Below are 24,954 nucleotides of genomic sequence, written 5' to 3'. Positions count from 1 at the left end.
TCTCGCATCTCGCATCTCGCTAGTAAACAAGAGGAAGCTTATCGCTTGAATGGAATTGCTGCGTCCAGGTAATAATGCTTGGTAACGGTTTTGGTGCGCTATAGAGGTAGCCTTGAATCAGGTCACATTTCATTGCCATCAATGCTTCAAGCGTCTCTCTGTTTTCTACTCCTTCGACAACGACATCAAATTTTAATCCATGCGCTAAATCAATCGAGGTTTCGACGATGGTTCTGTTCTTGGTGTTATCGATAATATCTTGAATAAAACTACGGTCGATCTTGATCTGATCAATAGGCAGTTCACTTAATCGAGCCAGTGAAGAGTAGCCTGTTCCGAAATCATCCAAACTAATACGATAACCGAGCTGTTTGATGCGCTCTAAACGCGATTGGCTGTTTGGGATATCTCGAATGGCCGCGGTTTCTGTAATCTCTATCACGATGCTTCTTGTGATATTTGGGTTGGCGGCGGATGCCTGAGCAAGCAATTTAAATACTTTACCGCCAATAATGTCTTTTGCGGACAAGTTTACGTGTATAGGCGCTGCTATGTTCTGAGCATGAAAGCGTTCGAGATCCTCAAATACTTGTTTGATGACCCAAAGCGTAATGTCAGTGATCTTGTTACTTTGCTCGGCAATAGGAATAAATTGAGCAGGGGAGATAAACTCACCGGTTTCGGTCTGCCATCGAATCAGCGCTTCAAACTCGACAACGCGTTCTGAGTGCGGACATACAATCGGTTGGTAGTAGAGCTTGAACTGACCGTCGTCTAACGCGTGCTGTATCTGGCTTGCGATAGAGAGGTTGTGTTTCGCGCCTTCTATCATTGCAGGTTGATAAGAGACTAGGCTTAAACCTTGGCTCTTTGCTTGATACATACTGATGTCAGCAAAGTTCAGCAGCTGGGTCGTATCTTTCGCATCGCTCGGGTAACGGCTAGATCCAAACACTACGCTGGTTGATACCTCAAACTGCTCGACGATAAATAGCTCTTTTAAAGCAAGTTCAATGTAGCTGACAAGCTGGTTAAGTTCGAATTGAGAGTTACGATTAGTAATGACAACAAACTCATCGCCTCCCAAGCGGGTGAGCAGTTCATCAGATTTAGTCAGCTTACATATTCGTTGCCCCAGTTGGAAAAGAAGCTGATCGCCACAGTGGTGGCCAAGTGCATCATTGACCTGTTTGAAGTTTACGACATCAAACATTAAAACAGTAAAAGGCTTGCCTTGCTCAATGCGACTAGACATTTCTTGTAGGCAGTAGCTTCTATTTGGTAAACCAGTAAGAAGGTCATGACGAGCGTTGTAGTGCTCCTCAATAGCCTTTTGATTAAGCTCAGTAATCGAAGCTAGGCCAAATCGTAAGACCGTAACTACAAAGATACTGCCGAAAAACAGGATAAGAGAAACGCCAACGACCAGCGAATCAATATCATCGAGTACCAAAAGAGCGTCTAGAAATAGGCTGTAGCCGATAACAAAACCGACAATCAGGCCAGACAACAGTTTCCAGCCTCTTTTTTCGGTGATCTGACAGATCTTATGCGCAAAGACTAATCCGACACCTAGAATTATGATGCCTAGGGAGACCAATGCAGCAGCAAAAATAGACAAGAGTAACGTTCCTTGTAGCGTTATTTTATTTATACGGTTTTTTGTTCTGTAATTTAATTGTAGACCATGTGTTACATCGAGTACATATATTGTACATCCATCTGGTGGATTAATGGTCGATTTAGATTGAAAATATCAATAAGAGACAAAAATTTTTTGAGCGCAAAGTCTATAATTTATAGATATATACATCTGGTTGAATTCAACTATTTTTTAATTTTCAGGCGTAAAAGAAATCAACTGATGACTAGGATCAACTAATTTGTGCTAATTTAGTTAAATACTCAAAACAAAAGTTGAAAGATTCAAAAATTATTGAATAATGGGCTTAACTAAAATTGAAGTAAAAGCTTCATCAAATTCGTACTGAAACAGGATCCATATCCAATGTCTAATTCGTTTGTTCTGGTTATTAACTCAGGTAGTTCTTCTCTTAAATTCGCTGTTATCGATTCAGTAACAGGTGATGCAGTTGTTAGTGGCTTAGGCGAGTGTTTTGGCCTTCCAGAAGCAGTAATTAGTTGGAAACACAATGGTGAGAAAGTTGAAGAAGCGATTAGTGCTCCTGACAACCACCATCAACATGCAATCACTCGTATCGTTGCACTGATGGAAACACTTGGTTTCTCTAGCGATCTTGTTGCTGTTGGTCACCGCATCGTTCACGGTGGCGAGAAATTTACTTCTACGGTTCGTATCAACGATGAAGTACTGGCTGAGATCGAAAGCCTGTCTGACCTAGCTCCACTGCACAACCCAGCAGGTGCAAAAGGTATTGAAGCTTCTATGCAAGCTTTCCCGCATCTTCCTCAGTTCGCTGTATTTGACACAGCGTTCCACCAAACAATGCCTCAAAAAGCATTTACAGGTGCAATTTCTGGTGAGCTTTACAAAGAGTACGGTATCCGTCGTTACGGCTTCCACGGCACAAGCCACTACTTCGTGAGCCGTGAAGCTGCAAAAATGCTGAACAAGCCAGTTGAAGAAGCGAGCTTCATCTCTGTTCACCTAGGCAACGGTGCGTCAGTATGTGCAATCGAAAACGGCAAATCAGTTGATACATCTATGGGCTTCACGCCACTAGCGGGCCTAATGATGGGTACACGTTCTGGTGACCTAGACCCAGGTGTTATCGAGTTCCTAATTAAGAAAGGTTGGACGACTGAAAAAGTATTCGAAACGCTGAACAAGAAATCTGGTTTCCTTGGTGTTTCTGGCCTAACTTCTGATGCACGTGGCATCCTAGAAGCGATGGAGAACGGTCACGAGGGTGCTAAGCTAGCATTTGAAGTCTTCACTTACCGTGTTGCAAAATACATCGGCTCTTACATGATCCCATTAAGCAGCCTAGATGCAGTTATCTTTACAGGTGGTATCGGTGAGAACTCTCTACCAATCCGTCGTGAAATCCTAGCAAACCTAAAACTTCTAGGTTTTGTTGAAGACGAGAAGGGTAACGAAGATGCACGCTTTGGCGCAGCAGGTGTTATCGCGAAGTCTGAGCTTCTGGACGCAGTCGCTATGGTTATCCCAACCAATGAAGAGTTGGTTATAGTAAAGCAGTCGGTTGCACTCCTAGATTGATTTATATTCAATGATTTAAGGCCAATCCTTTTAAAGGGTTGGCCTTTTTTTGTCATTAAAAACATATATTTACCATTACTTATAAAAGATAACTCACCCACAAAAATCATCTGAACTGGTTGGTGCTATACCGTCTAATCGATATATTAAGTGCCTATTGTATAGCATGAGATTTAGGAACAAGTATGGAAATAAGAAAAGCATATATTTACTCGAGGGTAAGTAAGGGAACACAAACGAAAGGGGATGGATTACGTAGGCAAGTTGAGTCTGCAACGAAGTTTGTAGAAATGGAAAATGCTAGTAACCGAAGTAGCGGGCGGCATACATACGTAGTCGAAGATAATTTGATTACCGACAGAGGGCTGTCAGCCTATAAAGGGCTAAATACAGAAGCAAATGCGGGGCTAGGGGCCTTTATTGAGGCTGCTAAGAATGGAGATATAGTTAGAGGCTCATTACTAGTCGTTGAGGCTATTGATAGAATTAGCCGTTTACCTGCGGATGAAGCGCGTAAGTTATTCGGTATGTTCAAAACGTATGGTATCGATGTTGCTATCGTCAAATTCGGTATCATCATCTACCACAATGAAAATACTAAACTCGAACATGATCTTCTCTTAACAGCAGCATTTCATCTCGCTCACTTGGAAAGTGATCAGAAATCCAAGCGCATTAGAGCTAGATTCGAGCATAAAAGAAAACTGGAGAAGAATGGAGGGGAGAAACGAACTTCTATTTGCCCTGCTTGGATGGAACTATCTCATGATAGAACAGAATTTGTTCTGATACCTGGGCACACAAAAGTTTTGAGGCGCATGATAGAAATGAAGCTCAGTGGAATAGGGTGTTTGAGGATCGCTAAGTCATTAAATGAAGAAGGTATTCTCAACTTTAATGGTAAACCTTGGCAAGTAAAATTAGTTGAAAAATATCTGAAAATGGAGCAGTTGATTGGTTCGTTTCAAAGAGTTGAGCATGTCAGAAATGAGAATGGAACCATCCAAAAACTGCCAATCGGACTTGTAGAAAAGAACTACTATCCAGCGGTTATCGATGGTGATACGTTTTTACGACTTAAAAAGTCTTTTAAACGAAATGGTGGACGACAAACAGGAGCATATAAGAATCTATTTAGTAATATGCTTTACTGTCCGACATGTGGTTCAGCTATGAGTTATTTCAAACCAAATCGCGGAAAGACAAAGATTCGTTGTAGAAAACAAATTGATGGTAGGGGCTGTAATCAAAGAGCACTGCACTACGATGTGTTGGAAGAACGCTTGATACAAGCACTTTCAGGCCTAGATTACGCAAAGATCAACAGTGATAGTTTTGTTGAGCTTGAGAAGGAAATCAACACATTAGAGGCGACAATCTCGGATCTAGAGGAACAAGCTGAGATAGTAAATAATCAGTTTTTGAAGGAAGATGATGTCCGAATTCAATCTACTTTTAGAGAAAAATTGAAGTCAATTTTCGATAAGATTGATGATAATCGTAAAAGGTATGAGCAGCTTGTTACTGTCAAACAAGATTATGATTTATCTGTTGTAAGCGAGCTAAAACTCGAAGAAATGAAAGATCGAGAAAAATACAATCAGTTTGTTCGTAACTTTGTTGACTACATCATCGCGTCAGACGATTGCGAAGACAGTCCAAAATTCGTAAGAGTAAAGTTTAAAGCAGACTCAATTGGTGAAGTGCATTTCGGTTTTAAAGGTGAGCTTTATGAAAATGAGGCGGTTCTTACCGATTTCTTTACGAGAGAAAACACCTCAAGTGGCGTTGGTGTGAAGCGTGCCCTTTCGCTTTCCAAAGTTGCTTCTAATCATCAAAAATTGGCTGAGATTAGTGATGTAAAGCCACCGATGACAAAAGATATACGACAGGTGATACGGTATTACTTTGAACTACAACAAGCCGTCAAATCAGATCTGCCAAAATGGGGGGATATAGCAAAAGCGGCACAATTACCATTGGAAGGCCGAGTAATATAATACTAATGGGTGCTTTGGGGGAATGAGCACCAATTATTAGAAGTAAATGTGAAAAATGTATATTTGGAGATTACGTGTATTAATTCAGATCTCATCCTCTCATCCTCTCATCCTTGATCGGCTTCATCTGCCATTACCTTAAAGATTGTTGATACTATTGAATACTTAGAGGTAGCCACATAGTAATTAATTTTTAAGTGCGTCGAATCTAGCGAAAGCGATTACAGCATCGTAATTTTATAGTGCATTGTTTTCAAAAGATTTAGCATTTGAACGCTGTCATTTTTGTTGTTCATTTGCTGTTTGAACTATCAATAATAGGCATTACTGATGGAATCCTCGTTACCCCCAGGTTGTAAAGCTTTGTTGATCCAACTAAGTACACTGGGAGTCGAAAGTAAAAGAACGAGGGCAGGAGTACCGCTTTTTCTGTGATGTACTTTAAGTGCTTGATACATAAATCTATATTCAATAACTGACTTCCATTATCGTGCTCTAAACTCACTGTGGTCTTATGTAGTTAGTACATCGAAGATTTAGGAAGTAAGTAATGAACCTGACGGCTAAAGAAATTGCCGCTTTCGAATATTTAGCGGAGTATGAGTCAAAAAAGCAAAAAAGATTAAAGAACAATAGTATAGCGAGCACTGAAAAAGCCAAAAAGCTTATAGGCATGAAGGATAAAGCATCGCTTGTAGAGGCCGAAAGGTTGATGCTCAAAGCTCTGAAGTTAACGTCAACAAACCCATTAGCAAAAGCATCAACTTGCCACGATTTGGGGGTATTGTATTTTTCATATCATACCCATTTACCTGGCGGAACTTACGTCAATCTGAAGAAAGCGATTCAGTATCTAAATCGTGCGATAGACTCACATCAAAGACAAAAATATCCTGATAAGCATGCCTCAAGCCTCTCACAGTTAGCTGCAGTCTATCGAAGAGCGTCCCATGAATACCTGTGGCCAGAAAAGGACGTTGACTGCCTTACAAAGGCAAAATCGTTGCACTTTAAGGCGGCAGAGATAGTGAAAAACAGTAACATTCCATGTGTCATAAAAGACGGCCAATTATCTATAATTTACTTCAACCTAGCTAGTGTCCTCATTGATCAAGGACGTAGCGAAATGGCGTGTGGATACCAAGCTAAGTCGGCACAACTTTATTTGACTTATCATGCTCACAATTTACCCCAGTTCATGGAGGTGATGCCGCCGTTGCAAGCTTTAGGGATTAGTTTTGCGAGGTTGATGTACTTTTCAAATTTCAATGAGTACCAAGAGATCTGCGATCTGATATTGGAAATTGCTCCTTCATTTGAGCTGGAGCCTTCAACTTTGATAGGAATTAACCCAGTAGCAGACATATCGAATCCTGAAATCCAAGTCACTTATATGGTTTCTAGAGCTATAGAGAAGCCCAATAGAGAAAGTATCAATTCACTAGTACGAAAACAGTTCGAGTTAATGGACAACCGCCGCTTTTGCCAAACTGACGCTGAAGCAGATTCCTTGGCATCTTTGGCACAAAGGGTATGCTCTGGCCTGGCGCGTATGCTAGTTAAGGAGGACGATCCACTAAGTGCCTTAAGGTTCCTAGAAAACTGCAGTGCTTTACGTTTCTGTGAGAGTGCAAACAAATATTGGCAAGTACCAACAGAAAAACTTGGTTTTACTTTATGGTATGAATTGCTTCAAATTGGTTCAACTCATTACAACCTAGCTGAACTAGCATTAATGCTTGAACATGTGAGTGAATCTGATATCAAACCAGCGATACAGGAGTGCTACGAAAGGGGAGTAAAGCCATCAACAATTGAGGAATTAACCCAATCTACAGTCTTTTACAACGCACATAAATTTCCTGAAGCTCTATTGAATGCCTTAAATGACAAGGATCCTATTAGGTACATCCATAAGCAAGCAGGCTATTGTTTGGAAGATTTTCGGAAAATAGAGCAGTTAATAGACCAACTTGATCCAAAATTTATTCATCATAGACAGAGTGATTATGGTATTGAGATAGCTCATTTTGAGAAAGCACTACGTTCAAATGATAGCTTGACTCTTGTAAGAGTAGATATCGAATCAGGGTATAATGATGCGCTGATACTGGTTGGTAAATTAGTCAATGGTGAGCCTGTCGTCACAGGGCATTCAGTTGAGGTGTCAGAAGGATTGGTAAACCAAATTTCTGAATTTGTTAGAGGAAACTCTGTTGCGGGCGAACATTGGTCATTAGATTTTGTCGATTGGAGAAAAATTCTACCTGATGACTGTAAACGTGTTGGTTTGTTAACCTCATTTTTTGCATCACAGATACCGTGGGCTGCTACTGGAATTGAGGGTGAAGAACTTTATACATTGGTTGATGAAATTAATTGGCTTCCAACCGTTTTATATCTTTGTAACCATGTAACGCACTTTAGTGAGCGCAGTGGTACTAGATGCATCAATGGCGGTGAAACACGTTTTCACAATGTAGCGAACAAACACGCTTCAGGTCTTATGACTGATGTTCAAAAAGATGATTTTGTTGAGGTGGTTCGTACCAGTGAAGTCATATCTTATTATGGCCATTGTGCACATGAACTTCCTAACAGGCCTTATCTGAAAACGAAACACTTCGACATGAATGACTTAGAACTGGTTAATCAGGTTGCTGGTATGGAGCGCGTTGAGTTTTGGGCTTGTCAAAGCGGTAGTAATATCCCTTTGAGTGTCTTTTCTATTCCTGTTAATGAAGCATTTGGTTTCGATATGCGGATGATAGAGTGGGGCGCTGTTAGCTCAATCGGTTCATTGTGGGCGTTGCCTGACATTGTTACAGCTCATATTAAATCTCATTATGACCAACTTCTAAATAGTGGATATTCACCTTCAAAAGCTCTACTCGCAGCCCAACGCTGGTGGGCTTCACAAGGAGCTAAGGCTGAACTAAACAAAATGCGAGAGCTTGGACTGTCGCCATATCTAAACACCCTGGGTTGTAATGAAACTTTGGCTGGACTGTTGGGGCCAATGAAGACAAAAGAATCGCGGAATGAGGATGAGTTAAAACGAGCCGAGAGGTTATTTCTTCACCCTTCTTCTTGGGCTGGTTTAAGGTTTTGTGGCATTGCAGAACAGATAAATCAAGCTGTCTATTTAGATAAAGTAGATCTCACGGTTGATGAAGTAAATCAGCTAAAGAGCAGCTTAGCCAAACAAAAATTAAAATCTGGATTTATAAATTATGTTTGACGTGTTTGATGATTTATTCCCAATAACTGACTGGAGCGTTGAAGGTCGCAAGCAGTATCTTGAACAGCATAGATCACGTATTGAGTTGGTCTTGTATGAGGCATTGGAGTTATTTGATGAGCGAAAGGTATCCTTGACGTTTGGTAGTCAGGCTAATGCAGTAGCTCGGATAATTGATATGTTTTTATCTGATGGTTTTGAAAACGAAAAACTACCTAACGGTATACCGCGTGATATCAAGTTGTTCAGTCAGATAGGTTACTGGTGCAAACTTAAGTCAGGAAAAACATTTTCTGGGCTTCAGCAATTGATAGATGAAGAGATTGATATAGCTGATAGCCAGGCTGAAGTAGTTACCTTTGAAATCGATTTGCATAAAATCTCATATTGCCTTGCAATCTATAGTGGGATGGTAGCCGCAAATATGGTCTATTTTTGGTTTCAGGCTAATAAGAAGTTGTTGGATGAACTAGGCCAAGTAGAGCCTCCCATTGAATTCGAATTTGAGGGATGTATTGACAAAAGCACTACGAGATACAAAGTGGACACCTCATTTAGGTATCTATGTGTGTACCTTGATATCGAGTCGAAAATCCAAGGTTTTCACTTGTACAAGAGCAAATACTTAACAAAAGGGGAAAATAAGCCGCAGTACACTGCGAAGAAAAGCGAGAGGGAGTCTCATCACACAACTAGTGAAATTAGATCGGTTGTGACAAAAATCATTGACTACTTTTGTAGGGTACACAGCGATGAACCAAGTTCTTTATGCATAGCACTGTTCAAATCTGTAGGAAATACGACTCTATTGGATCAGTATAAAATTAAGAGCAAAGATTATCCAAATATTGATGAGCTAAAAGATAAGCTCACCGCGCTCAAATCTCCAACGAAGAAGGAGGCAGAAAATGCCGCTAGATAAACTTTCATTGGATGAGATGGTTCAAGGTCGAAACAGCAATACTGATGACTGGAAGGAACTGGTTAAAGATCCAGAGCGTGAACGAGTCTGGAGTGAAGCTGTTAGGCGTAGAGAGCATCTTGATCAGTTTTGCTATTTTGCTGCCAAATGGCCACATTTTGTGCGCTATTATCAGCAAGCAAAGTGCTTCGTTAAACAGTCCATAAATTCTCCAATAGTTTCCCTGATGCGTGATGATGATCTATTGGGTGCTTTAGCTTTATCATTAAATGATACGGACAAGGTACAGGAACAACTTTTGCTCACCGTTGAGTGGGGAAATCAGCAGCTAATTGAGGTTCGAGGTGAGCAAACAGTGTCGTTCAACACTGAATCACAGGTGCAAATACACTATAGATACGAGGACTTAGAAGGCTGGATAACTTCTGATGATAAGTGGGAGTTTTCACCTGATGAAGGAGCTGTAATGCTCACATTTATACATGGTGATGTGATAAATGATGATCTAACAGCAAGTTTAAATAAATCAAAATCAGTGGGTTACATTGTTCTGTTGCCTTTGTTGAAATAAAAAGCGAAAAAAATCATTTTTCTATGCGTATAGACGTACCAACACAAAAAAAGGTACGTCTAAATGCAAAATATCGTATTCAAATATCAACCACGCAGTCCTGAGCAGACCAGCTCTAATTCTGACTGTATTTGTCTTGTTGACAAAAAAATCTGGCGCGATTTGCCAAACTCAACTCGTCAAAAAACACTGAGTGTAGTGAACTCAATTGCTAACGGTACGCCATTTACTGTGCTTGGCGGCAAAAACATTAAATCTAATCCATCCTTGATTCGATTCAGAATCGGGCGCAGCTTTCGCTTAATCCTATCTAAAGGGAACAAACGACTTACTTTCAAGCTTTGTCGACGACAAGGCTATGAGCAACAGTTTAAGCATTTTTAATAGTGTTATTAATTAGTTATGAGAGTACGAAGCTTGAAAAAGTGAGTTTTATAGCTTTGTGGTTGTCGCATAGTTAGGACTATGGATTTAGTTATGAGTAAGAATAAAAAATGCCTGCTAGTTACGTTTGATTACACCCAAAAAGGTAAAAGTGCTACTAGTTTTGCAGCAGGGGTGCTTCTATCCGAGTGCAGGCAGCACAAGGACTACGGTCAGAAGTTTACTGCTGAGCACCTGTCAATTGATATGAATAAAAATAAGGCACTTAACCTGTCAGCAGGGGAGATAGCAAACAGAATCAATGGGCAACATAAGCTGGAAGAGATTGATGGGTTAGCTTTAGGTTGTTATGTATGGAACACCGAGCTAATTGAGCCCTTGATAACGCAACTTAAGGATAAAGGCTTTAAGGGAAACATTATTCTTGGGGGATACCAGGTTCATGAGTCGAGCTGTGAAGCACTTTATCCTGGTGGCGATATCTACTTGCCCAGCTATGCTGAAGCCACTTTGCCAGAAGCGTTTATGCAGGACAAATTGATCCGCAAACTTATTTTAAACAACAAGTTTGAGTTTTCGTCACGTCATTCACCATATTTAAGTGGTTTGATTGAGCTTGATGAATACCAGGCAATGGCGCACTGGGAAACGCAACGTGGTTGTTATTATACGTGTTCATTTTGTGCTCACCGTGATGTGGCTGGCAATAAAGTACATGATTTCTCGATGGAGATCATAAAGAAGGAGCTAGACTTATTCAAAGAGAAAAAAGTTAAGCGAATTAATGTGTTAGACCCGATCTTTAGAAAAGGACGCAGATCATACGAGATATTGGAATACGCGATTGGTATTGGATTAGAAGCAGAACTCGTCTTTCAAGTGCGTTTTGAGGACATTAATGAGCGCTTGTTAGCGTTGTTTTCAAAGCTAAATACTCATCTCGAGTTTGGTTTACAGACTGCCATCAAGTCGGAATCTATAGTAATCAATCGACGCAACAATATTGAGAAAGTATCTTCGGCCATCTCCATGCTTCAGGATAAGAACATGTCTTTTGAGGTCAGTCTAATTTATGGGTTACCGACGCAAACGCTCGAAAGTTTTTTCGAGAGCGTTGATTTTCTTAAGCGTAGAGGAGTCTCAGATGTAAAGGCATTTCCGTTGATGTTGTTAGAAGGCACGCAATTGGCCGCTGATAAAGAGGTATTCGGTATCAAGGAAGGTTATATCGACGACTCGGGGATTCCACATGTTATCGAAAGCGACAGTTTCACAAAAGATGAGTGGAAGGCAATGAGAGATTTAGCCATGAAACTAACAAGCCTAGAGGAGTCAGCATGTTTATCGTAATCGAAGGTCTTGATGGAAGCGGCAAATCTACAGTGTCAAAGCACTTAGCAGAAAAGTTAAATGCGAAGTTATTAACGACACCAGGAGCGGGTTTTAAAGAAGTACGAAAACAACTGGATACGGTGTTCGAACATAATCCCAAAGCGAGGCAGTTGTTCTATATGGCTACCGTGCTCAACGTAGCAAGTGAAGCTCAACGTTTCATAGATTCAGGCCAGAACGTTGTGGTAGACCGCTATTGGTTGTCGACGCAAGTGTATCATCACTGGATGAGCAATGGACAATGCTACACACTTGATGAGGTCGAAAGTGAACTCCTCGCACCAGATCTCACAGTCTACCTTGATTTGCCTGTGGATGAACGCATTGCAAGAATTAACAACAGAAACTATTGTACGCGTGAAGACAAGCAGACACTGACAGAACAGGCAAATGATGGATTACGCAGTCTTTACATCGGTACGTGTGATGGGAAACCCGTAGGTAAGTGGCTCATGGTCGATGCTTCGCAGAGCGTGAATAGTATCGTTGACAACATATTGAGAAGTGTGTGTAAAAATCTGTAGCTTGGTGAAAATCGGGCGTATATTTTGCCCGATTTCCACTCGCGGGTTTCTGTCACAGAAGGCCATTTTTATAGGCTAGAGCCCTGGCGTCGAGTGAAATTGTTACCTTCTTGGGTTCCCCCTTAAAGCCTCCTTTTGGCCAGTTGTATCCCAATGACGACATCAATACGTTGAAGAGCCTTGTCGCAGCACATTGCGAACAATTTGGTTGGAATTTAACGCCTTTGAGTATGTGCTCAAAGGCTCCCCAGTTGTTGAAAATCTCTTGTGCAATAGATTTTACTTGAGGGCGTGTGAGTACTATCGTCCCATTTTTACTTTGCAACTCTGGGTTTTGAAAAATTTGGGACTTAATGAATTTAGCTGGTTCCAAAAGCTGTTTATTAACGTTTTTGCTGCTAAGGCACCAAATTTGTTTGAATAAAGCTTTGTTCAGAAACTCTGCGTCGAAAAGTATATCTTCTTCAGTTACTTCCTCAAGTTGGTAATCGCGCAAAATCTCGAACTTCTTGAGCATTGCTACTTCTTGAAAACCGATCTGATTGCTCATGGTTAACCTATCAGCTTCTGACTGTGTAATAACCTTGGCATTCAGAATTGCTTTGATTCTACCTTTGAGATCCATAGCAGAAAGAAGGTTGAATTTCGCAAATCCGTCTTCTAGTTCATTCTTAGTTGTTTGCAAAACCTGTACGTTGAATCCAAGTCGTTTGAGGTTCCACATCATACTAAGGGGCTGATTTACATTGAACAGTTTCTTCTTATTCTCAAACTCACTCCGAAGGGTCTCTCGGTCAGTGTTTGAGGTACATGAAGCATTAAGAGTGTAATCAAAATGGTCATTTAGGGTTAAATAAAACGTAATGTTTTTACTAGCACGGAAGCGTCTGGAGAAATTGATGAGCTCATCGATTCCTAACACCTGGTCACTAACAACGTTTACGTTGTTTGCATAATCAGCTTCACACGAATAACCAGATGCTAAACATGGTGATGCAATGATCATTTTATACTTGGTGCATTCTTCAGTTGGCGATGTTAGAAACTTCGATTGAGCGTCCATATTCTTATTATTACCAGTCAATACTAAGACTTTTTTCTTCAAGGCAACTTTTTCACAAGCTTGGCCACTCTTATCAATTAATCCCATGTCGATCATTGTCATGCGCATTGATCTCAGAGAGTCAAAAAGGACGACTTTCTCATCTTGAAGTTCGTTCGATGTGTCGAAAAATGCTGAAAATTTATTTGCAATAGTAACATTGATATTGGTGTAAGGGTTTTGTGTAGCACGTATGATTTGGACATTTTGACGATTCCTACGCAACCATCTTAAAGTAATATCTGTAACGTCAGCGTCTGCCACAACAACTTTAGGAGCCCTTTGAATAGCTAGGGTCAATACGTCAAATACTTCTTCTCGCATTGTGTCGCTGTGACTACAAACGTTAGTCATGACTTTCTCAAACTCATCAATGATTAGTACGTCGCAATTGAGTATGACGGAAGCTAAATGGTCTTTGTAGATGCTGTTTACTACAATACCCATCGCATCCGCGTTTTCAATTTCAAATAGTGAGGCATTATTATAATTTATAGCTCCTACGGACTCGCACAACTGCTTCACCAATGGTATTAGATAAGAGAGGTAGACAACCTTTTGGCTTTCATTGGCTGACTTTATAAGTGGCTGCAATGCAAGTTTTGTTTTGCCTGTGCCTGTATGACCTAATAAAACGTGTGTATCAAACTGATTGTCTCTTAAGTGGCCACTGACATTCTCGAAAGTCTCTACGTCTATTAAGTTTTCAAACTCAGTCACTTGTGTAGCTTGATTTAGCATTGACTCATAACTGGCTTTCGTCTTATCTAAAGCGTCAAGTAGCGGCTGATAATCGTTCGAGTCAGAGTCGATGTAGTTCGATAGACATGACTCCGAAGTCTCAAAAGTAAGCGGCATTTTTTGAATCAGATTTCTTGAAATTGAATCTGCAATTTCAATGTTTTTGAAAAGTTTGTAGCTCTCTAATAGTGATTGAATTGCGCTGAGCTTGCCAAAGTGGATCCCAGTTGCGTAATCGAATATTGGAAACCGATCTTTCTCCATATTTTCTATTAGCACTTTTGATGAAAGTTCAGGATGATTCTTCGAGTCAATGACTATTTCAATGTCTCGAATATTTGTTTGCTGGTAAGACCTAGCTAACTCCAAAATATTCTCGTTGCCATACATCGGTGCAACAATTCGTCGATCAGGGTTCTTGTATTGTATCCCATTGGATATGAGGATAGATGATTTTGCTTTTTGGAGGTTACTAATACCAATGTGTTCGTTAGGTGTTGATTTATATAAAATTTTCATAGTGTAATTCTCTTATAGTTATGATTTTCGGAGAAAGCTTGCCCGACGCCACCAAATGATTACGAAATGTACGGACGTTAGAACACGCAAGCTGGTTATTGGTTGTAATGAGGCAGATAGATAAACTGATTTGCAGTGTGCAAATTGTTGAATATGATCGAGGACATTACATTGAATTGAGGCGCTTTAGCTCTGTCGGAGCTAAGCCAAAACTTCGTTTTGAAGTGAACGACTAAGTTAAATAGGCGTTGTTTACTACACGGTGTAAAAGGAGACCCTGGTGAGACTGTGGAATTATCTAAAAGAAAACCGTGTGTTCTTTTATCTCTAACAGTGTTGCAACGAAAAAGTCTAAATACTTTATGATTTTTATGGGTTCTGTTGAGTTTTTGCATGATTACATATCGTTTAATTGGGGAAATCATAAACATCGCCTTGATCGTTGTCTAACTACTACAGTTAATAAAATCAATTAATTAGAAGTTTTTTTTAAGATTCTCGTTGAATCAGTCACTTATACGATGGAGTTTTTCAAGGTTGAATCTATCGCTTGTTAAGCGATGTATTTCTGAGCACCAGAAGAGTGAGTTGTGGATCGTAAAGTGCGGTTCGAGTTTTAGGAACTGATATGAGGAAGGTTGATTTTTATTCGAAATGAGCCACTTTTCCTATTTATATATATAAAAAGAAGAAGTGGCTTTTACCAAAGCTATGCTTTGAAAGGTCGATTGGTTCATGAGCTTCGCTCATGGTGTTTTCTCTAGAAGTTCTTATTTTGGTGAGAACTTCTAGAGGAAACTTTAGGCTGGCGTAGGGGAGCCTTAGCCAAAAATAGAGTTTTGGGAAGAGAAATATCGGTGATCGTTAGTTATCTGGGGTAGCAGGAGATACAGGTAATGCTACAAGATATGGCTATAGATGTTGTATAGAAGTAGGCACTCTCTCTTACTGAAAGAGGGCCTTGGTGCCGATTGTATGTATGGTACAACTGGGATTAATTATTAAATGAAGATAGAGCGCTTTGGATGACTTTTTTGTTTAAAGTCGAATCAAAGGTGTATTGTGCTGGTTTAGCTTTAACTTGTTGGCCAAGAGTGATGTTATATGTACCCACGTGAACGGTTTTTCTTAAGGGAATTGCGAAGTTATACTTAGCTTTAGATACTGACTTGTATGGATATAGCGAGAAATTGAACTCAATATTATCGACGTTAACGTTAAAAGCTCCCGACTTTTCTGAATCTGTTTTTGTGTTTGTGCTTAAGAATGAGTTCTTGTGTAGACGCTGAATGTTTGCGAATGCAGTAACATCATCGTTTTTCAAAGTAAGATTGCCACTATAGCTCTTGGTTTCACTTACGTTTATAGAGATATCTTTTAATGACTCTAATTGCTTTACAAGGGCTTTTTCAACGCCTTCAAAATCAAAGCTTTTGACCTTAGCATCTGGTGATTTAAACCCATACCCTAACCCCGACATCGGTTCATATTGGTTTTGAACTATATTAAAATAGTGGTTGTTTTCATCAGATTTCCAGCTGATTCTTGTATATACCGTATGCGTTGCGATGTTGTTGGTATCTTTAGGTAGAGCTCTTTTGTAAAAGCGCCAAAATGATGCCCCATTTTTTTGACCGCCAAAGTAAAAAAATGAATCTGTCCAAGCGGGATTTTCTTCTTTTAGTTTTTCTAGAACCGCTGTCTGAAATTGCTCTAAAGGAACCTCCTTTGAGATTGATGCTTGAAAGTTTAACGCGTTTTTTAGATTACTTGTGATTTTAACGTCAGGTTGCTTCTCAGAGGTGGATTGACAAGCTACTAAGGTTATCATCGCAAACGTGATTAATATTAATTTTTTCATTAACTAGCTCCATTTATATATAACTAAAACCATTACTTGATTAACAAATATGAATTATGTGCTGCATAATTTGCTGCATTAGTTTGGCTCCCTTGTTTAGATAAACTTAAAGAGCCTGGAATAACAATCATATAAATTAGCGGTGTGCTATTGCGTGGCATTGTTGCTCGTATACCTTTCCCTTCATACTTGTACGCGTCAACTCTTACCGATAGCACAAGGTTTCTACGATCAAAAAATCTCCCGAAAAAGGTTCCCATCTGACTCACAGAACCAAAGATGTTTGATAACGAGTAGGAACTGCTATTTACAAGTGAAAAATCCAAACTAAACCCATGCTTATTGCTCCTGACTGTATACATGATGTCGTTAGTCACGAATTGACCATCCACAAAAGGCATTTTTTCCTTGATGTCATCATCCTGAACGAATCCATTACAATTGTTTGCTTCAGGTAAAGTGTTTCTATAGCGATATTCAGCACAAGCGAACTCGCGTACGACCCCTTTAATGCCATCTACGAATATGCTGGAAGACAAATTGACAGCTTCATCTCGGGAGAAATAAGGCTCAGGAAAATTTAATTGGCTTAGTGACTTGAGTTCGTTACCAGTAGCAAGAGCTATAAACTTCCCTTTTTCTATGGCAGTCTGAACCTGATTGGCATGTTCATGAGAAGAGTTTATTAGAATGGTACTTAATGTTGGATAGCTACCAATGTTGTAAGCTAGCGACGCATGACTAAAGAAAGCATTAGAGAATATGAGGACGCTTAATAATGTTCGTTTGGTGCAAATCATATCTTCTCCAAATAGTTTACGTATTATTACAAGCGTTTCATATTAGTAGATGCTCAATGATTAAGACAAATTATATTGATGGTTTTTATAAATTAAATCTCATAAATTGTGTTTGGTCATGATTTTTGGCTTCGTTAATAATTATTGAGTTTTTTGTATATAATTTCGTCATACTGAGCAAACGTACAGTTTTCCGTCAGTGATAGAGTTTGGTGTTTCGATGACTCATAACGGATTTGCTCACTATAGGGGTATCTTCGAAGGCCTTTGAGGCTTTCAAAAAGTCTGTCTGGATAGGTTCCCTTATCCAACGCATACAAAGCCCGAAGTTTCAACGTTAAAAATGTTATTATTCGTGGAATAAAGTGATGCTGTTGAAATGTGAATAATCTAACAATCTCACAGTTTGAATTTGTCTTCGTAACACTTTCAGATATAGAAGTATCTAAGTTAGAGTCAATCGATGACTGACTCTTTTTGTGGATGCGCCTTAAGTGATTGAGCAGTGTTAGTACTTTTCAAATGAGAGGGTTAGATCCAAACCGATTTACTACTTCTACATGTCCATGAAACTGCCTTATACTCAAAGCGTCCACAGCAATGCCACTGGCAACTTGGAGTAAATCTAAGTTCTTACCCTGTCGACTATAATCATCGAATAATTTCTTCTTTAGATTTGTGTTGAACTCAAATCTTCCTCTAGGGTAGCCGTCGCAATCTTCGTCAAGAATAACCAGATATTGTGAATAACATCCAAACTGAGACGTGTAATACCCGAGCAACTCGTGAACGCTATTGGAGTCTTTTGGCACAATGATATATTTTTCGTTTCTGACATCAAAGTCAGCCATAGCTAGTGCACTCAGCAAATTATTTAACAGCATGTTGCAAACGATTCTCGGAGCTTTGATAAATACTTTTGCGTTAATAGGGCATGTGTCTGTGATGTATAAGTTGGATTCCGAATCACTAGTCAAATAAGCGACTTGTGTTGTTTCGCTAATGTTAAATTTGCTCATTCTTGTATTACTCCTGTTGGCTATCCAAGGTTTTTTCTAGACTTGAATATTTTTCAGACACGACAAAACCACCGCAGTTATGCAGTGTTGAGATGGATATCTAAGTCGGATTTTTGAATGGTTCATCATGTCTCCATTTGCCAATAAAATACAATTCACACGTGTTCAGATAAGCTGAACATGGGGTTATTAGTATTTTTATTAACAGTTGGATACACGAATCAAAAGAAATGTATACCTGAGTACCAAAGCATCAGCTTTGGAGTTGATAACAGTAGTAAATTGAAATGTATCGACAAGCAAGAATTTGATTATTCTACAATATTTGTGACTTTGATCACCATATGTACGGCAGATATACAGTGATAAGGTGCCCAAATTCTGTGTTCCTGTTCTGAAGAGTCAGTTTCCCTGTTCATGGAGCAAATAACAAAATGTCTGTTCAAGACCTTTGTTTGGAAGCTCATCGTCTTAGAATTTTAGCATAGCTCATGGGGCACTTCTTAGCAGTTCTTAACACGATTAAGAATTCTTAATACGATTAAGAATTGACATTCCTTAAGCTCATCACATGAGTCATTGATTAACCAGTAAAGAGTTAATTGTGATGCATGTCACTTATTTGATATTTGATTTATCAGCTCATCTTAGAAGAAGTACTTTACAGAAATTGGCCCGCAAATTTATAACCACTTGAATACAAGTGTTTTCTCGTCGTCAATTTTTATTATAAATAATAATCAGGATTTAAAATTATTATTTATAATAATTTTCTTTAAATTCAATGGTTTAAGTTTGTATGCCTTGAGGTTATGATCTCTTTCGAACGCAAAAACAATAATAAGAAGACAAGTATCACAAAAAGATAAAGGCTTTTTGCAATGACAAAAAAATCCCACACAGAGATTCCTAACTTAAAGGAAGAACTTGAGAAAGCACAATCAAGATCGCGAGCAAGAAATCTATCTCTGGAAAATGTTTATAAAAAGTTAAGCACACTGCAACGGAGTTTGGATGATGTACTTTACAAGAAAGATCAACGTGGTATCGAAGTTAGTATCACGGTTTATACCAAGGTAGTCAGTTCATACAATGGGGTACCAGAAGCCACATTCGTAGACTTAGTTCGAAACGCCAAAGGTTGGAAGCTGATAGGTGTTCGCCGTGACACGGGAATACCAGCAGATATCCAGATCCGTAATCTAGAGAAGTATAAAGAGCAAATTGCTTACAAAACTACTCGTGATATGCAAAGGATAGTTTGTCCAGACATATAGGGCTGACTAATAAGCTCTAGTCGGAGGGGGATCTGCTACAGCTTAAACACAAAAATTAAGGGGGGATCCAACACTATGATTAATAAATAAAAAGGAACAGCAATGATTCTCAATATAATAAAAAGAAACCGCAAATATTTTGCAGCAGAGACAGATGGCAAACGAAAATGTAAGCTGCTTATTGATTCAAACTCTGAAAACTTAGAGCTTGGTGAGCAATGTCTGGCAGTAGAAGATATCTCTGTACGAACTAAGTACGGTACGGACTTAATTTACAAACTAAGCGCTAGTGCGGAAGCTCAAGCAGAAGAGGGCGTAGTGTCGCTCAAGGCAGATTACAACTCTTTGCTAGTTAAAAAGTGTCGAAAGCTAGGTGGCTCGTGGGATAAAGAGCAAAAGGCATGGATATTTCCTGGCTTTGTCGCTGATAAGGTTGAAGAGCTGGATGAAGTCTACAATAGTGCACCCGTAACATTGGAGATTACCGCAATCGAAGAAATTCGCGAATATGGTAAAGGCATAGAGTTCCTAGGGCGCCCGCTTTGTAGAGCTTTTGGACGTGATTCAGGTGCTCTTATTGATAACGATATTGCGCTTATTTCTGGTCACGCGACTTCTGGAGGTTCGCAAAAGAATTGGGCGACCATCCTCGAAGAAAACTCTGTGCTTCGCTTTCGAATTCCTTCAAAGATCCCTGAAATACATCAAGACGATCGGTTTGATTTCAAGATAATCAAGTAGTCAAAAATTCACTGTAAGCTGGCTGTTCATAAGCTGTGCGGCTGGCTATTCACACCACTAAAAATTTAAAATAAAGGTAAATAAAATGAACAAGCAAAAAGTTACACTAATACGTGGTATCCCAGGTTCAGGGAAAACAACGATGGCTCTTGATATGGATGCGACTCTAGTTGAAGCTGATCAGTTTTTTGTCCATAAAGATGGAAAGTATCGTCACGATCGTCGTTTTATCAAGGATGCACACGCGTGGTGCCAATTGGAAATGAAGCGTTTGTTACTTGCTGGAGATGACGTTGTGATTGCAAATACGTTCATCGAAAAGTGGGAAATTATAGGCTATTTGAAGGCTATCCAATCCTTAGGGTTGGAACTAGACATTTTAGTGCTTGAAGCGAAGGGCGAGTATCCCAACGTACATGATGTTCCTGAAGAGGTTGTTTGCCGAATGAAAGAGCAGTTCGAAGAGTTTGCCCTTAAAACACCAAAGTGTTCTCAGCGCTCAAATGAGTCACTAGTACAGTAAGAAGCTATAGGACAAAAAGGGTCAAATCATGATAAATCTAATCAATACTAAAACTAATCAGAATCTAAAGATATTTGAAGCAAAAGCGTTAACCGATTTAGGCGCCATGGCAAAGGGAATGACTGAATCTGGATTTCAAGATTCGGTTGCTCAAGGAATGAAGTACTTTGTTTCAACTGTTGGTGGAACTTTGCAAGAAGGGCTTCTAATTGCCAGTGTCAGTAAGGTCTGTAATAAAGAACTCATTGAATATATGACTTCGAATGGCGATGGTTGGGAGCGTTATGAGGTAAATAATATCGTTCATTTTCCCAGCTAACTCTCTCTAGGGTTATATTGTCACTTCAGCACCGATAGGCCACTTTCTCTATTTATATATAATAAAAGTAAAAGTGGCTTTCGATACCCAAAGCTTCGCTTTGAACAAGTCGATAGATTCATGGGCTCAGCCCATGGTGGGGGACTCATTAATTTGATAAGCAATTGGCGACATTTTATTCATCACTTAGATACTATGTCTTTGTATATAATAAGGAAATCTTATATGAGTAGTCGAAAAAATTGCCGTTCTCATTGATTCAGAAAACACTTCACATGCTAAACTGACTTCCATCGTCTAAAGAACTATCAAGTTATGGACAAATCATCGTTAAGCGTGCATACGGCGACTTCTCGGCTGATCAACTCAAGAACTGGAAACAGGCCCTAAATGAGCTTGCTATTCAGGCAAAACAGCAATTTGCGTATACCACAGGCAAAAATTCGACCGATGCACTCATGATTATTCATGCGATGGATCTGCTCTATAGTTAACAGTTCGATGCTTTTGCGCTTGTCTCAAGTGATAGTGATTTTACGAGCTTAGCTACAAGGTTGAGATAGTCTGAAATGTACGTCATAGGGGTTGGTAAGGCAATGAAACCCGCATCGTTTAAAAATGCTTGTGATGACTTTGTTGCCATTGAAAACCTCAACGGAGATAAGTCACAGGATGAGTCCCCGCAAGCTCCTCAACAATCCACTCAAATCAATGTTGTAGAGAAAGAAATTTGGCAACTGATGCACCGAGCATGGCAAAACTATCGTGATAAATCAGGCTGGGCCAAACTAGGTGAAGTAGGGCAGTATCTCAAACGCTTGAAACCTGACTTTGATCCGCGTAATTATGGCCTGAAGAAGCTGTCTGACTTTTTCGACAAGTTCCCTAACCGTTACTCGACACGTCAATCGAAGCTATCTGGTTTGGAATTTAGACTGGTGACAAAAGGCAGTAAGCAGTAAGGATGTGCGGTTAGTCAGATGAAGTGTGTTATCGAATCTTTGTTGCGACACAATTTGACGCATAGCACGTTATAGTTAGCTTGTTTGTTATGATGTCAACAGTTGCTTAACTAATGGTTGCATATTGAAGTGCAAGTGGTTTATTAAACAGATCAATATGAATTAATGACGTTCAAAGTTTTGTTGTGTTGAGCATGACGCATTTCTAGTGGTTGGTGATCCTAAGTATGGCTAAGCGAACGAGTACAAGCGAATCTCTTGTTGTTGCATTTGAATTGTTAAAGCGGATACCTAGGTCACATCATGTTACAGCGCGTGAACTGCACCGCCAGTTAAACGAAGTTGGAATTGCTCGCGAGCTTAGGACTGTGCAGAGAAGCTTAGAAATGCTTTGCGAACATTTTGAAATCTTGAGAGATGATCGTACAAAACCCTATGGCTATCGCTGGAATAAAGGGGCCGACGAGATTTCTCTGCCTAAACTGTCGTCAGTCGATGCGTTGTTGCTTAGTTTAGCGCAAGAACATTTGAAGTATTTGTTACCTGCGAATCTCACATCTTCGTTGGAAGTCTTTTTTCAGGAAGCAAAATATCAACTAAATCCAACTACTGGAAGTTTGAAAGATCGCGAATGGCTTAAAAAAGTAGCGGTGGTTAGTGAGACATTGCCACTACTACCACCTCAGATTGATAACGTAGTTTTCAAGCAAGTGAGTGATGCTCTCTATCATAACCGTTATCTTACAATCGACTATGTCAATGCAAATCAAAGACAAAAAACATCATTGGTTATGCCTCTAGGATTGGCACAGCAAGGTCAACGTTTATATTTGGTTTGCCGTTTTGATGGTTACGACAATGAACGAACAGTGGCTATCCATCGAATTAAGAAAGCCACTACTTCAACATTTAAATTTGATAGGCCAAAAGAGTTTAAGCTCAATCAGTATTATCTGGATGGTCGCTTTGGTTTCGGTGAAGGTGATAAATGCTCGATTCGATTTTGTATCACTAAGCATGCAGGCTTCTATCTAAAAGAAACGCCTCTATCTAGTGATCAAACTATCGAAGAGCATTCTGACTTTTTTATTGTTGCCGCTACTGTTGTTAAGTCAAAGCAACTGGATAGGTGGATCTCAGGTTTCGGTGACCTGATATGGGATGTTGGGTTTACTGATTGTGAAATATGAGAATTTATCCATCAAATTAAAAATATGAATCATGTAACGTCTTGAATGGCCATTAGTTATTACGCGATTCAACATTAAACTATGTTTGTCCAATTCAACAGATACGCGGAAGTAACTAACTCGAACATGTTAATTGGTCGCTAGGGTGGCACTTCACGTGTAAGAAGTTATATGAGAGCAGTAGGTAACTTACAACGTCAACTAGATGTTCTCAATTAATCAGTGAAATCTAACAATAAAAAGGGAAAAATATGTTTATTCAACATTTAAACAGTGAACAACAGACCGCATTGTTTTCTTTTGCAAAAAAGATTATAGCCATCGACGGATATATCGACGAAAAAGAAGAGCTTATGTTAGGCACTATTCGCTCACAGTGTGAAGCCAATTTAAATTTCGATCGTGAGCTCGGTTTGGAAGAACTAGGAAACATGTTTGAGCATAGGCATCAGAAAGTGGCCTTTATGTTGGAACTGATTGGTGTTGCTTATGCAGATGAAACATATCATGAGAGTGAAAAGGCAATTATTGGACATGTCGCGGAAGTCCTAGGTATTTCTTCTAGCTTGCTTACTGACATGGAAAGTTGGGTCAAGCGCCAAATGATTCTCGTTAAAGAAGCTAACTTGTTCATGGAGATGTAACGATGCCTTTACCATTTATATTAGCAGGTGCCGCTATTGTTGCGGGAGGATACGGCGTTAAAAAAGGCATCGATGCAAAAGATGACTTTGATACTGCGAAAAGTATTAATAGACGTGCGCAAGTAATGTTTGATGAGGCAAAGTCCGACTTAGAAAATGAGCGTGAGTCAACACAGAAAGCGATGGAAGACTTAGGTCGAGTTAAATACAAAATCTATGATGAATCAATCATTCCATTTGTTGATGCTTTTTCGAAAATAAAGAATATTTCATTTGATGACAGTAGCTTGGATGACGCTACGAATTTACCAGTTGTGAGTGCTGAGGAACTCGCACGAATGAAAACCAGTGTATTAGATATAAAAGGTGTTCTCTCAGATGGGATAACCGCTCTTGGTAGTGGTGGTCTTGCTGGTTTAGCTGCTTACGGTGGAGTTGGTGTTCTAGGCACTGCATCAACAGGCACAGCGATAGGTACTCTGAGTGGTGCTGCTGCGACTAATGCCACTTTAGCATGGTTAGGTGGAGGCTCCCTTGCTGCGGGGGGCTATGGTATGGCAGGTGGCATGATGGTTTTAGGCGGTGTTGTCGCGGGGCCAGTACTTGCCGTTGGTGGGATGATGATGGCTTCAAAGGCTGAAGCCGCGAAAGAAGACGCATACGCAAACCTTGATAAGGCTGAATTAGCATCAGAGCAGATGAAAGAAGCTATGGTTGCAGCGAGTGGAATACGCCTGAGGTTTGAAGAAATAGCCAAAGTCTTATGTAGCTTGGATCTTAGATTCCAGCCATTGCTAAAGTCATTTAACGAGTTGGTCGAATCAAATACGAACTATAGTACGTATTCCGAAGAAGATCGTAAGGGAGTAATGATCGTAGCGTCAACCGCAAAAGTTTTAAAGAACTTGCTGGAAGCTCCGATCATAGATCAAGAGGGTACCCTGACACCTGAATCTCGAACGGTGCTGGAAGATACAAAGAAAATTATCGCGTAACAGAGCGAAATGGGAAGGCATT

The 24,954-nt window shown here is 39.8% G+C and carries 22 protein-coding genes; 17 read left to right on the top strand and 5 right to left on the bottom strand.

Annotated elements, in window-relative coordinates; genetic code table 11:
- Positions 1-19: 19 nt before the first annotated feature.
- Positions 20-1,621 (bottom strand): bifunctional diguanylate cyclase/phosphodiesterase, encoded by a 1,602-nt coding sequence (locus KI743_RS14965; protein WP_285467045.1) that lies wholly within the window; start codon positions 1,619-1,621, stop codon positions 20-22.
- Positions 1,622-2,008: 387 nt separating this feature from the next.
- On the opposite strand from KI743_RS14965, the gene KI743_RS14960 reads away from it, so the two are divergent.
- The 8 genes from KI743_RS14960 (at position 2,009) to KI743_RS14925 (ending at position 12,239) form a co-directional block, all read left to right on the top strand.
- A complete protein-coding gene (locus tag KI743_RS14960; RefSeq protein WP_285467044.1) occupies positions 2,009-3,205 on the top strand; it encodes an acetate/propionate family kinase in 1,197 nt (398 codons plus the stop codon).
- Positions 3,206-3,390: 185 nt separating this feature from the next.
- The gene (locus tag KI743_RS14955) at positions 3,391-5,205 is read left to right on the top strand and encodes a recombinase family protein (protein WP_285467042.1); all 1,815 of its coding nucleotides are present in this window, start codon (positions 3,391-3,393) and stop codon (positions 5,203-5,205) included.
- Between the two features lie 550 nt (positions 5,206-5,755).
- The gene (locus tag KI743_RS14950; RefSeq protein ID WP_285467041.1) at positions 5,756-8,446 is read left to right on the top strand and encodes a CHAT domain-containing protein; all 2,691 of its coding nucleotides are present in this window, start codon (positions 5,756-5,758) and stop codon (positions 8,444-8,446) included.
- Positions 8,439-9,368 carry a hypothetical protein gene (locus tag KI743_RS14945; RefSeq protein ID WP_285467039.1) on the top strand — a complete coding sequence of 310 codons (930 nt, stop codon included), beginning with the start codon at positions 8,439-8,441 and terminating at the stop codon, positions 9,366-9,368. Before KI743_RS14950 ends, KI743_RS14945 begins: the two co-directional genes overlap by 8 nt.
- Positions 9,355-9,939 (top strand): hypothetical protein, encoded by a 585-nt coding sequence (locus KI743_RS14940; RefSeq protein ID WP_285467038.1) that lies wholly within the window; start codon positions 9,355-9,357, stop codon positions 9,937-9,939. Before KI743_RS14945 ends, KI743_RS14940 begins: the two co-directional genes overlap by 14 nt.
- A 63-nt stretch (positions 9,940-10,002) precedes the next feature.
- A complete protein-coding gene (locus KI743_RS14935; RefSeq protein WP_285467036.1) occupies positions 10,003-10,323 on the top strand; it encodes a hypothetical protein in 321 nt (106 codons plus the stop codon).
- Positions 10,324-10,416: 93 nt separating this feature from the next.
- The gene (locus KI743_RS14930) at positions 10,417-11,673 is read left to right on the top strand and encodes a radical SAM protein (protein ID WP_285467035.1); all 1,257 of its coding nucleotides are present in this window, start codon (positions 10,417-10,419) and stop codon (positions 11,671-11,673) included.
- Entirely contained in the window at positions 11,661-12,239 is a 579-nt protein-coding gene (locus KI743_RS14925) for an AAA family ATPase (protein WP_285467034.1), read from the top strand. Before KI743_RS14930 ends, KI743_RS14925 begins: the two co-directional genes overlap by 13 nt.
- A gap of 52 nt (positions 12,240-12,291) precedes the next feature.
- Here the strand turns inward: KI743_RS14925 and KI743_RS14920 are convergent, their stop codons facing one another.
- From KI743_RS14920 to KI743_RS14905, 4 genes are all read right to left on the bottom strand, one after another.
- Positions 12,292-14,601 carry a hypothetical protein gene (locus KI743_RS14920; protein WP_285467033.1) on the bottom strand — a complete coding sequence of 770 codons (2,310 nt, stop codon included), beginning with the start codon at positions 14,599-14,601 and terminating at the stop codon, positions 12,292-12,294.
- A gap of 994 nt (positions 14,602-15,595) precedes the next feature.
- The gene (locus tag KI743_RS14915) at positions 15,596-16,462 is read right to left on the bottom strand and encodes a hypothetical protein (RefSeq protein ID WP_285467031.1); all 867 of its coding nucleotides are present in this window, start codon (positions 16,460-16,462) and stop codon (positions 15,596-15,598) included.
- A 32-nt stretch (positions 16,463-16,494) separates the two neighbouring features.
- Positions 16,495-17,262 (bottom strand): hypothetical protein, encoded by a 768-nt coding sequence (locus KI743_RS14910; protein WP_285467030.1) that lies wholly within the window; start codon positions 17,260-17,262, stop codon positions 16,495-16,497.
- 518 nt (positions 17,263-17,780) lie between these two features.
- Positions 17,781-18,281 (bottom strand): hypothetical protein, encoded by a 501-nt coding sequence (locus KI743_RS14905; RefSeq protein ID WP_285467029.1) that lies wholly within the window; start codon positions 18,279-18,281, stop codon positions 17,781-17,783.
- Between the two features lie 881 nt (positions 18,282-19,162).
- Between KI743_RS14905 and KI743_RS14900 the strand changes: the two genes are divergently transcribed.
- From KI743_RS14900 to KI743_RS14860, 9 genes are all read left to right on the top strand, one after another.
- Positions 19,163-19,558, top strand: coding sequence for a hypothetical protein (locus tag KI743_RS14900; RefSeq protein WP_285467028.1), 396 nt, complete (start codon positions 19,163-19,165; stop codon positions 19,556-19,558).
- Between the two features lie 102 nt (positions 19,559-19,660).
- Positions 19,661-20,299: a hypothetical protein gene (locus KI743_RS14895; RefSeq protein ID WP_285467027.1), complete on the top strand. Its 639-nt coding sequence runs from the start codon at positions 19,661-19,663 to the stop codon at positions 20,297-20,299.
- An 85-nt stretch (positions 20,300-20,384) separates the two neighbouring features.
- A complete protein-coding gene (locus tag KI743_RS14890) occupies positions 20,385-20,822 on the top strand; it encodes an AAA family ATPase (protein WP_285467026.1) in 438 nt (145 codons plus the stop codon).
- Between the two features lie 28 nt (positions 20,823-20,850).
- Entirely contained in the window at positions 20,851-21,141 is a 291-nt protein-coding gene (locus tag KI743_RS14885) for a hypothetical protein (RefSeq protein WP_285467025.1), read from the top strand.
- A gap of 323 nt (positions 21,142-21,464) precedes the next feature.
- Positions 21,465-21,635, top strand: a complete 171-nt coding sequence (locus KI743_RS14880) for an NYN domain-containing protein (protein ID WP_373417837.1) — start codon at positions 21,465-21,467, stop codon at positions 21,633-21,635.
- A 102-nt stretch (positions 21,636-21,737) separates the two neighbouring features.
- On the top strand, positions 21,738-22,103 hold the full coding sequence (locus KI743_RS14875) for an OST-HTH/LOTUS domain-containing protein (RefSeq protein WP_285467024.1): 366 nt from the start codon (positions 21,738-21,740) through the stop codon (positions 22,101-22,103).
- Between the two features lie 227 nt (positions 22,104-22,330).
- Positions 22,331-23,293 (top strand): YafY family protein, encoded by a 963-nt coding sequence (locus KI743_RS14870; protein WP_285467023.1) that lies wholly within the window; start codon positions 22,331-22,333, stop codon positions 23,291-23,293.
- Positions 23,294-23,544: 251 nt separating this feature from the next.
- The gene (locus KI743_RS14865; protein WP_109173729.1) at positions 23,545-23,937 is read left to right on the top strand and encodes a TerB family tellurite resistance protein; all 393 of its coding nucleotides are present in this window, start codon (positions 23,545-23,547) and stop codon (positions 23,935-23,937) included.
- 2 nt (positions 23,938-23,939) lie between these two features.
- The gene (locus tag KI743_RS14860; protein WP_285467022.1) at positions 23,940-24,932 is read left to right on the top strand and encodes a hypothetical protein; all 993 of its coding nucleotides are present in this window, start codon (positions 23,940-23,942) and stop codon (positions 24,930-24,932) included.
- Positions 24,933-24,954 lie beyond the last annotated feature (22 nt).

Origin of the sequence: Vibrio sp. D420a (assembly GCF_030248625.1) — a bacterium.
Classification (GTDB): Bacteria; Pseudomonadota; Gammaproteobacteria; order Enterobacterales; family Vibrionaceae; genus Vibrio; species Vibrio fortis_A.
Note: the sequence above shows the minus strand (reverse complement) of the source record. Positions and strands in the feature narration are given on the sequence as shown.

Excerpts from the sequence above, each read along its gene's own strand:
- KI743_RS14885 (WP_285467025.1), top strand. The coding sequence starts at position 20,851 with ATGATAAATCTAATCAATACTAAAACTAATCAGAATCTAAAGATATTT.
- KI743_RS14950 (WP_285467041.1), top strand. The coding sequence starts at position 5,756 with ATGAACCTGACGGCTAAAGAAATTGCCGCTTTCGAATATTTAGCGGAG.
- KI743_RS14930 (WP_285467035.1), top strand. The coding sequence starts at position 10,417 with ATGAGTAAGAATAAAAAATGCCTGCTAGTTACGTTTGATTACACCCAA.
- KI743_RS14875 (WP_285467024.1), top strand. The coding sequence starts at position 21,738 with ATGAAACCCGCATCGTTTAAAAATGCTTGTGATGACTTTGTTGCCATT.
- KI743_RS14865 (WP_109173729.1), top strand. The coding sequence starts at position 23,545 with ATGTTTATTCAACATTTAAACAGTGAACAACAGACCGCATTGTTTTCT.
- KI743_RS14915 (WP_285467031.1), bottom strand. The coding sequence starts at position 16,462 with ATGAAAAAATTAATATTAATCACGTTTGCGATGATAACCTTAGTAGCT.
- KI743_RS14920 (WP_285467033.1), bottom strand. The coding sequence starts at position 14,601 with ATGAAAATTTTATATAAATCAACACCTAACGAACACATTGGTATTAGT.
- KI743_RS14900 (WP_285467028.1), top strand. The coding sequence starts at position 19,163 with ATGACAAAAAAATCCCACACAGAGATTCCTAACTTAAAGGAAGAACTT.
- KI743_RS14895 (WP_285467027.1), top strand. The coding sequence starts at position 19,661 with ATGATTCTCAATATAATAAAAAGAAACCGCAAATATTTTGCAGCAGAG.
- KI743_RS14860 (WP_285467022.1), top strand. The coding sequence starts at position 23,940 with ATGCCTTTACCATTTATATTAGCAGGTGCCGCTATTGTTGCGGGAGGA.
- KI743_RS14910 (WP_285467030.1), bottom strand. The coding sequence starts at position 17,262 with ATGATTTGCACCAAACGAACATTATTAAGCGTCCTCATATTCTCTAAT.
- KI743_RS14945 (WP_285467039.1), top strand. The coding sequence starts at position 8,439 with ATGTTTGACGTGTTTGATGATTTATTCCCAATAACTGACTGGAGCGTT.
- KI743_RS14905 (WP_285467029.1), bottom strand. The coding sequence starts at position 18,281 with ATGAGCAAATTTAACATTAGCGAAACAACACAAGTCGCTTATTTGACT.
- KI743_RS14925 (WP_285467034.1), top strand. The coding sequence starts at position 11,661 with ATGTTTATCGTAATCGAAGGTCTTGATGGAAGCGGCAAATCTACAGTG.
- KI743_RS14955 (WP_285467042.1), top strand. The coding sequence starts at position 3,391 with ATGGAAATAAGAAAAGCATATATTTACTCGAGGGTAAGTAAGGGAACA.
- KI743_RS14870 (WP_285467023.1), top strand. The coding sequence starts at position 22,331 with ATGGCTAAGCGAACGAGTACAAGCGAATCTCTTGTTGTTGCATTTGAA.
- KI743_RS14935 (WP_285467036.1), top strand. The coding sequence starts at position 10,003 with ATGCAAAATATCGTATTCAAATATCAACCACGCAGTCCTGAGCAGACC.
- KI743_RS14890 (WP_285467026.1), top strand. The coding sequence starts at position 20,385 with ATGAACAAGCAAAAAGTTACACTAATACGTGGTATCCCAGGTTCAGGG.
- KI743_RS14940 (WP_285467038.1), top strand. The coding sequence starts at position 9,355 with ATGCCGCTAGATAAACTTTCATTGGATGAGATGGTTCAAGGTCGAAAC.
- KI743_RS14960 (WP_285467044.1), top strand. The coding sequence starts at position 2,009 with ATGTCTAATTCGTTTGTTCTGGTTATTAACTCAGGTAGTTCTTCTCTT.